The 9,304-nt window shown below is 72.7% G+C and carries 2 protein-coding genes; both read left to right on the top strand.

Annotated elements, in window-relative coordinates:
• The coding region (locus tag ACHFIV_RS11205) for an SDR family NAD(P)-dependent oxidoreductase (protein ID WP_398966374.1) at positions 1 to 8,203 on the top strand (8,203 nt) is incomplete at its 5' end.
• A 60-nt stretch (positions 8,204 to 8,263) separates the two neighbouring features.
• Positions 8,264 to 9,304 (top strand): beta-ketoacyl synthase N-terminal-like domain-containing protein (locus ACHFIV_RS11210; RefSeq protein WP_398966375.1); only part of this gene is annotated, 1,041 nt, incomplete at its 3' end.

The raw sequence follows: 9,304 nt of genomic DNA on the forward strand, positions 1-9,304 counted from the left end.
GGGGGCGGCGGGTGTCGAGCCCGCGGCGGTGATGGGTCATTCGCAGGGTGAGATCGCCGCGGTGTGTGTGGCCGGTGGGCTGTCCTTGGAGGACGGTGCGCGGGTGGTGGCGTTGCGGAGCCAGGCGATCCTGGAGCTGTCGGGTCTGGGCGGGATGGTGTCGGTGGGGGAGCCGGCGGATCGGGTGCGTGAGCGGCTCGCCCGGTGGGAGGGGCGTTTGTCGGTCGCGGCGGTGAACGGTCCTTCGTCGGTGGTGGTCTCCGGTGACGGGGACGCGCTGGATGAGCTGCTGGAGGTGTGCAGGGCGGAGGATGTGCGCTGCAAGCGGATCGATGTGGATTACGCGTCGCACAGTGCGCATGTGGAGCGGATCCGGGACCGGTTGTCGGAGGTGTTGTCGGGTCTGGCGCCCCGCTCTTCGCAGGTGCCGTTGTACTCGACGGTGACCGGTGAGCTGTTGGACACCGCGGGAATGGACGCCGGGTACTGGTACACGAACCTGCGCCGGACCGTCCTGCTGGAGGAGGCCACCCAGGCCCTGCTGAGCACCGGACACAGCGTGTTCGTCGAGGTCAGCCCGCATCCGGTGCTGGCTGTGGGGCTGGAGGAGACGTTCGAGGCGGCCGGGAGTGACGCGGTGGCGCTGGGCACGCTGCGCCGCGACGAGGACGAAACCCGGCGCTTCATGACCTCCCTGGCGGAAGCGCATGTGCACGGGGTCGACCTCGACTGGCAGACCCTGTTCGCCGGCACCGGAGCGCAACGCGTCGACCTGCCTACCTACCCCTTCCAGCATCAGACGTTCTGGCCCGACGCCCAGGCGGCAACGGTGGTGTCAGCTGACGCCGATCCGCTGGATGCAAGGTTCTGGGACGTCGTCGAGCGCGGCGACGCGGACGCCCTGGCGGCCGATCTGGAGCTGGACGGCGCTTCGCGCTCCGCTCTCGGCACGGTGCTGCCGGCTCTGTCCTCCTGGCGACGGCAGCAACGGGACGAGTCGACCGTCGACTCGTGGCGCTACCGCGTCTCATGGCAGCCGCTGACGGCCCTGCCCACCGCCTCCCTGTCCGGCACCTGGCTGCTCGTCGTGCCCGCGTCCGAGGCCGACGACGCGACCGTGCACGCGACCGTGGCCGGTCTGACACGCCATGGTGCCGACGTGTCGGTGCTCACCGTCCCGGCAGGAGCGGACCGCGAGCTGGTCGCCGGGCGACTGGCGGGCACACCCGAACCGGCCGGAGTGCTCTCCCTGCTGTCAATCCTCGCCGGTCCCGACCCGCAGCACCCGGTGACCCCGGCGGGACTCGCCGCCGATGTCGAGCTCGTCAAGGCACTCGGAGACGCGGGTGTGTCCGCCCCCCTGTGGTGTCTCACGCGGAGCGCGGTCTCCGTCGGCCGCTCGGACGGCACGGTCAGGACCGACCAGGCGATGCACTGGGGCTTCGGCCGTGTGGTCGCCCTGGAGCACCCCGACCGGTGGGGCGGCCTCATCGACCTGCCCGCAGTCCTGGACGACCGCGCGTGGAACCGCGTCTGCGGCGTCCTGACCGGCGGAGACGACGCCGAGGACCAGGTCGCCGTCCGGGCGTCGGGCGCCTTCGGCCGACGCTTGCTGCGCGGCCGTTCGGCACCGGGCGCAGCGGGGAGGAAGTGGACACCGCGTGGCACCGTACTGATCACCGGCGGTACCGGCGCCCTGGGTTCGTTCATCGCCCGCAGACTCATCGGTGAGGGCGCCGAGCACGTCGTCCTCACCAGTCGTCGCGGCGCCGGGGCTCCCGGCGCGCAGGACCTCCGGGACGAACTGACCGCTCTCGGCGCCCGGGTGACACTGGCCGCGTGCGACGTCACCGACCGTGACGCGCTCGCCGCGACGGTACGCACGCTGCGTGAGGCGGGTGACCGGGTCACGGCCGTCGTGCACGCGGCGGGAGTCGGCCAGCTCAGCGTCATCACCGAGACGAGCCCCAGCGAGTACGCCGCCGTCCTCCAGGCGAAGGTCCTCGGCGCGGCCCATCTGCACGAGGTCTTCGGCGACGAGCAGCTCGACGCGTTCGTCCTGTTCTCCTCGATCTCCGGTGTCTGGGGCAGTGGCGGCCAGGGCGCCTACGGTGCGGCCAACGCCTACCTCGACGCCCTCGCTCAGCAGCGGCAGGCCGCCGGGCTCGCCGCCACCGCCATGTCGTGGGGCGCGTGGGGCGGGGCCGGTATGGCCCGGGGCTCCGCGGAGGAGATCCTGAACAGGCGTGGTCTGCCGGCGATGGACCCGCAACTGGCCATGGACGCCATGCAGGAAGCGGTGGGCGCCGGCGAGACGATGCTGACCGTGGCGGACGTGCAGTGGGAGAGGTTCGCGCCCACGTTCACCGTGACGCGGCCCAGCGCGCTCCTGCAGAGCCTGCCGGAGGTACGCCGTGTGCTCGAGGCGGCCGCCGAGACCGAGGCCGCGGGGATGGGTGACCTCTCCGCCTTCCAACAGCGGCTGGCCGCACTCCCGGAGGGCGAACGGCTGGATCACGTACTGGAGTTGGTGCGGAGCGAGGCCGCTGCCGTTCTCGGCTTCTCCGACGGGGCGGCGGTGGAGGCCAACCGCGCGTTCCGCGAGCTGGGCTTCGACTCGCTGACCGCCGTCGAGGTGCGCAGCAGGCTCAACGGCGCCACCGGACTGCGGCTTCCCACCACCGTGGTCTTCGACTACCCGACCGCGACCGCACTGGCCGGACACCTCCTCGCCGAGTCCTCCGGCCAGGGCGACGAGACGGTCACCGGTGTCCCCGCCGCCGCAGCCCTCGACGACGACCCGATCGTGATCGTCGGGATGGGCTGCCGCTTCCCCGGGGACGTCCGGACCCCCGAGCAGTTGTGGGACCTCGCGTTCACCGGCACCGACGCCATCTCAGGCTTCCCCGTCGACCGGGGCTGGAGTCGTGGAGCCGACGACGGAAGCGCTCCGGCGTTCACCCCCGCCGGTGGCTTCCTCCACGGGGCGGGCGGGTTCGACGCCGACTTCTTCGGCATATCGCCGCGTGAGGCACTGGCCATGGACCCGCAGCAGAGGCTGCTGCTGGAGACCTCGTGGGAGGCGTTCGAACGCGCCGGCATCGCCCCGGCGTCCGCACGCGGGACCCGGACCGGAGTCTTCGTCGGCGCCTCGTCGCAGGGATACGCGAGTGACGTCCACCAGCCACCGGAGGGTGTGGAGGGGTATCTGCTGACCGGTACCGCCACCGCGGTGCTGTCCGGCCGCATCGCGTACTCGCTCGGCCTCGAAGGCCCCGCCGTCACCATCGACACGGCCTGTTCGTCGTCCATGGTCGCCCTGCACCTGGCCGCGCAGTCCCTGAGCCAGGGGGAGTGCTCGATGGCCCTGGTGGGCGGCGCCGCGGTGATGGCCACCCCCGCCGTGTTCGCCGAGTTCAGCAGGCAGGGCGGACTGTCCTCCAGCGGCCGGTGCAAGGCCTTCGCCGAGGCGGCGGACGGTACCGGCTGGGGCGAAGGGGTCGGCGTCCTGCTGCTCGAGCGCCGGTCCGACGCCGAACGCGACGGCCACCGGATCCTCGCGGTCGTCCGGGGCAGCGCCATCAACCAGGACGGAGCGAGCAACGGCCTCAGCGCCCCCAACGGACCCGCCCAGCGACGCGTCATCCGGCAGGCTCTCGCCAACGCCGGCCTGCCCGCCGAGCGGATCGACGCGGTGGAGGCCCACGGCACGGGTACGACGCTCGGCGACCCCATCGAGGCGCACGCCGTGCTGTCGACGTACGGGCAGGACCGCCCGGCGGACCGGCCGCTGCTGCTCGGATCCCTGAAGTCCAACATCGGCCACACCCAGGCCGCCGCCGGCGTCGCCGGGATCATCAAGATGGTGATGGCCCTGCGCCACGGTGTGCTGCCGCAGACACTCCACATCGACGAACCGTCCACCCACGTCGACTGGTCCTCGGGGGCCGTGGAACTGCTCACCGAGCGGCAGGACTGGCCGGAGACCGGGCACCCCCGCAGGTGCGGTGTCTCGTCGTTCGGTGTGAGCGGCACGAACGCCCACGTCATCCTGGAGCAGGCACCGGAGCCCGCGACCGCCCCCCGCACGCCCGCCTCCGACGGGCCGCTGCCGTGGACGGTGTCCGCACGGGACGACGAGGCACTGCGCGCTCAGGCGGCACGACTGCGCGACGCGGTGCTCTCCGACCCGGACCTCGGTCTCCTCGACGTCGCGCACACGCTGGCGACCGCCCGGTCCGTGCACGAACAGCGCGCGGTGATCGTCGCCGAGGACCGTGAGGCCTTCGTCCGAGGACTCGGCGCCCTCGCCACCGGCGACACGGCCCCGGGGCTCGTGCGGGGGGCGGAGACGCGCGGCAGGACGGCGGTCCTGTTCTCCGGCCAGGGTTCGCAGCGGTCCGGAATGGGACGCGAACTCTACGAGGCGTACCCGGTGTTCGCGGACGCCTTCGACGCGGTGTGCGCGGAGCTCGACCGGCATCTGGACCGGCCGGTCCGTGAGGTCGTGTTCGACGACGGCGACCTGCTGGACCTGACGCAGTTCACCCAGCCCGGACTCTTCGCACTCGAGGTGGCGCTGTACCGCCTCGTGTCCTCATGGGGCGTCAAGCCCGACTACCTGCTCGGACACTCGATCGGCGAGCTCTCCGCCGCCCACGTTGCGGGCGTGCTCTCGCTCGAGGACGCGGCGACACTCGTCGCGGCCCGTGGCCGGCTCATGCAGGCGCTGCCCCCCGGGGGCGCCATGGTCTCCCTCCAGGCCGCAGAGGACGAGGTCCTGCCGCTGCTGACCGACGGCGTGTCCATCGCCGCCCTCAACGGACCCCGGGCGACGGTCGTCTCGGGCGACGAAACCGGCGTACTGGCCGTCGCCGAGCACTTCGCGACACTCGGCCGCAAGACCAGGCGCCTGCGCGTCAGCCATGCGTTCCACTCCCCGCACATGGACGCCGTGCTCGATGACTTCCGTGCCGTCGCCGAAGGCCTCACGTTCCACGAGCCCACCCTCGCGGTCGTCTCCGACGTGACCGGCGCCGTGCTGAGCGCCGAGGAGATCCGCGACCCCGGGTACTGGGTGCGCCACGTGCGGGGGACGGTCCGCTTCCTGGACGGAGTCCGCTCCCTCCAGGACCAGGGAGTGACGGCGTTCCTGGAACTGGGACCCGACGGCGTGCTCTCCGCGATGGCCCAGGACTGTGCCGCCGAAGGCGACGCGGTCTTCGTGCCGGTGCTGCGTACCGACCGCCCCGAGCCCCGGTCACTGCTGAGCGCTCTCGCCGGGCTCCACGTGCGCGGCGCGTCCGTCGACTGGGCGCGGTACCTCGCCGGCAGCGGTGCCCGCAGTGTCACTCTGCCCACCTACGCCTTCCAGCACCGTCACTACTGGCTGCGGGGTGAAGGCGCGGCGGGAGACGTCCGCTCGGCCGGACTCGCCCCCGCCGACCACCCCCTGCTGGGGGCGGCCGTGCAGATCGGTCACAGCGACGCCTACCTGTACACCGGCCGTCTCGCGCTGGACAGCCACCCCTGGCTCGCCGACCACACCGTCCTGGGCACCGTGCTGCTGCCCGGTACCGCGTTCGTCGAGCTGGCGGTCGAGGCGGGCGACGAGGTCGGCTGCGGCCACGTGGAGGAACTCGTCATCGAGGCCCCCCTCGTGCTGCCCGACGACGGATCCGTGGCACTCCAGGTGTGGGTGGGACCCGCCGACGCGTCGGGCAGCCGCACGCTGGAGATCCACTCGCGTGGCACCGGCGGGCCCGAGACCGGCTGGACGCGACACGCCAGCGGCACCCTCACGGCCACCGAGAACCGGGGCCGTCCCGCCGACCTCACCGTCTGGCCCCCCGAAGGCGCCGTCGCCGTACCGGTCGAGGGCCTCTACGACCACCTCACCTCCATCGGGTACGCCTACGGTCCCGTCTTCCAGGGCCTGCACTCCGCCTGGCGGCTCGGCGAGGAGGTCTTCGCCGAAGTGGCCCTGCCCGAGGTGACGGAACCCGGTGCCGGCCGGTTCGGCCTGCACCCCGCCCTTCTCGACTCGGCCCTGCACGCCATGGGCCTGAGTACGTCGCACGACGCCGCCGACGACGACACCGCGGGCCGCAACCGCCTGCCGTTCGCGTGGAACGGCGTCACGCTGCACACGGCCGGAGCCGACGCCCTGCGCGTACGGATCACCCCCAAGGACACCGACGGCGTCTCGCTCACCCTCGCCGGCCCGTCCGGCGAACCGGTCGCCACGATCGACTCCCTGGTCCTGCGCACCGTCACGACCGCACAGCTCGACGGAGCGCGGCGGGCCACCCACCACGACTCGCTGCTCCGCCTGGACTGGTCGGCCGCGCACCTCCCCCGGGAGCTGCCGGACGCCCGCTGGGCGGTCCTCGGGGCCGACCACCTCGGGCTCGCCGCCGCGGGGGTGGGTGTCGACGTCTTCCCGGGGACGGACGACCTGGCAACCGGGCCCCTTCCCCCGGCCGTCCTGATGTCCTTCGCACCGCGGACGGCGGACGAGCCCACGGTACGGCGCACCCACGACCGTACGGCCGAGGTCCTGGCCGCCGTCCGGGACTGGCTGGCCGACGACCGGTTCACCGACGTCCTGATGGTCGTGGCGACACGTGGAGCGGTCTCCGTCGACGGCGAGGACGTACCGGACCTGGCGCAGACAGCGATCTGGGGCCTCCTGCGCAGCGTGCAGTCGGAGGCACCCGGCAGATTCGTCCTGGCCGACCTCGACGGCACCGACCTGTCGGCCCGGAACCTCGCCACAGCCGTCGCCACCGGCGAGCCGCAACTGGCCCTGCGCGCCGGGCAGGTCCACACCCCGGGCCTGCACAGGGTGGAGGCCACCGAGCCCACCGGAAACGGAGACGTCGACCCCGAGGGGACCGTCCTGGTCACAGGGGCAGGCGGAGTGCTGGGCGGCCTGGTGGCGCGCCGTCTCGCCGAGCGCGGCGCACGGCACATGCTGCTGGTCGGCCGCCGTGGCGACGCCGCCCCGGGCGCCTCCGAACTGGCGGCCGAGCTGAGGCGGTCGGGGGTCCACGTCACCTTCGCGGCGTGCGACGCCGCCGACCGTACGGCCCTGGCGGGCGTCCTCGGCGGCATCCCCGCGGCGCACCCCCTGATCTCGGTCGTGCACGCCGCGGGCGTGGTGGACGACGGCGTCGTCGCATCGCTGACCCCGGAGAGACTCACCGCCGTGCTGCGGCCCAAGGTGGACGCCGCCTGGAACCTGCACGAACTGACCGAGCAGTCGGACCTCGAGGAATTCGTCCTCTTCTCCTCCGCGGCCGGCACCTTCGGTGGCCCCGGACAGGCCAACTACGCCGCGGCCAACGCGTTCCTGGACGGCCTCGCCCAGCACCGCCACGCCCGCGGCCTGCCCGCGACGGCCCTGGCCTGGGGGCCGTGGGCCGAGAGCGGCATGGCGGGCCGGATGGACGCCGCCGACATCGCCCGCATGGCCCGCTCGGGCCTCGTGCCGCTGTCCCAGGAACAGGGAGTCGCCCTGTTCGACCTCGCCCGTACGACAGGCCGGCCGACCCTCATGCCGGTCAGGCTGAGCACCGACACCGCACAGATACGCGCCGACGCGATGCCGCCGCTGCTCCGCGGTCTCGTCCGGCTGCCCGCCAGGCCCGCCGCCGAGAAGTCCGGCCGGGCGGCCGAATCCGCCGGCGCGCTCAAGGAGCGTCTCACCGCCGCCGGCGGGGCGGAGCGCACCGGCATCCTCCTCGACCTGCTGCGCACCGCCATAGCCGACGTACTGGGCCACAGTTCGCCAGGAGCCGTCGTCGTGACGAGGGGCTTCCTGGAGATCGGCTTCGACTCGCTCACCGCCGTGGAGCTGCGCAACCGGCTCAACACCATGACCGGGCTGCGGCTGCCCTCGACGCTCGTCTTCGACCACCCGTCCCCCGAAGCACTCGCCCTCCACCTGCGGGACGAACTCGTCGGTGACGGCACGGTGTCGGCGCTCTCGCTGCTCGCGGAGCTGGACCGGCTGGAAGCCGCCCTCGCCGGCGTGCCGTCCGACGACGCCGACCGCCTGAAGGTGACGGAACGGCTGCGCGGGCTGATGGACGGCTGGCACGACGACACCTCCGACGGGAACAGCGCGGTCAGGAGCCTCGAAGAGGCCACTGCCGACGAGCTCTTCGACCTGCTGGACGACGAGCTCGAATCCTCCTGACGGCCCCTGCGCGACCGCCCCGCACCTTCCTGATCGACCCTTTGCAAGGAGTGACACCCCATGGCGAACGAGGAGAAGTTCCTCGACTACCTCAAGCGGGCCACGGCGGACCTGCGTGAGACTCGCCGTCGGCTGCGGGACCTGGAGGACCGGGAGCGCGAGCCCATCGCGATCGTGGGCATGAGCTGCCGCTATCCGGGAGGGGTGACGAGCCCCGAGACGCTGTGGGACCTCGTCGCCGCGGGCGGGGACGGTATCTCGCCGTTCCCCACCAACCGGGGCTGGGACATCGAGGGAGTCTTCGACACCGACCCGGAGCGCTCCGGCACCTCGTACGTCCGCGAGGGCGGATTCCTGCACGAGGCCGGAGCGTTCGACCCCGGATTCTTCGGCATCTCGCCCCGCGAGGCACTGGCGATGGACCCGCAGCAGCGCCTCCTCCTCGAGGTCGCGTGGGAGGCGTGCGAACGTGCGGGGGTCGACCCGACCTCACTGAAGGGCAGCCGGACCGGTGTGTTCGCCGGTCTGATGTACCACGACTACATCAGCACACTGCACTCCCTGCCGGACGGGGTGGAGGGATACCTGGGCACGGGCAACTCGGGCAGTGTCCTGTCCGGCCGGGTGTCGTACACGCTGGGCCTGGAAGGGCCGGCGGTGACCGTCGACACCGCGTGCTCCTCCTCCCTGGTGGCCCTGCACCTCGCGGTGCAGGCGCTGCGGTCGGGCGAGTGCACCATGGCTTTCGCCGGCGGAGTGAGCGTCATGGCGACCCCCGGCACCTTCGTGGACTTCTCACGCCAGCGCGGTCTCTCCTTCGACGGCCGCTGCAAGTCCTTCGCCGCGAGCGCGGACGGCACAGGCTGGGCCGAGGGCGTCGGAGTCCTCGTGGTGGAGCGGCTGTCCGATGCCCTCCGGCTCGGCCACGACGTCCTGGCCGTGGTCCGTGGCTCCGCGGTCAACCAGGACGGTGCGTCCAGCGGTCTGACGGCACCCAACGGCCCTTCCCAGCAGCGGGTCATCCGGCAGGCCCTGGCCAACGCGCGGCTGGCCCCGGAGCGGATCGACGTGGTGGAGGCGCACGGTACGGGTACGACGCTG

It is taken from the genome of Streptomyces sp. ALB3 (assembly GCF_044385685.1).
Taxonomy (GTDB): domain Bacteria; phylum Actinomycetota; class Actinomycetes; order Streptomycetales; family Streptomycetaceae; genus Streptomyces.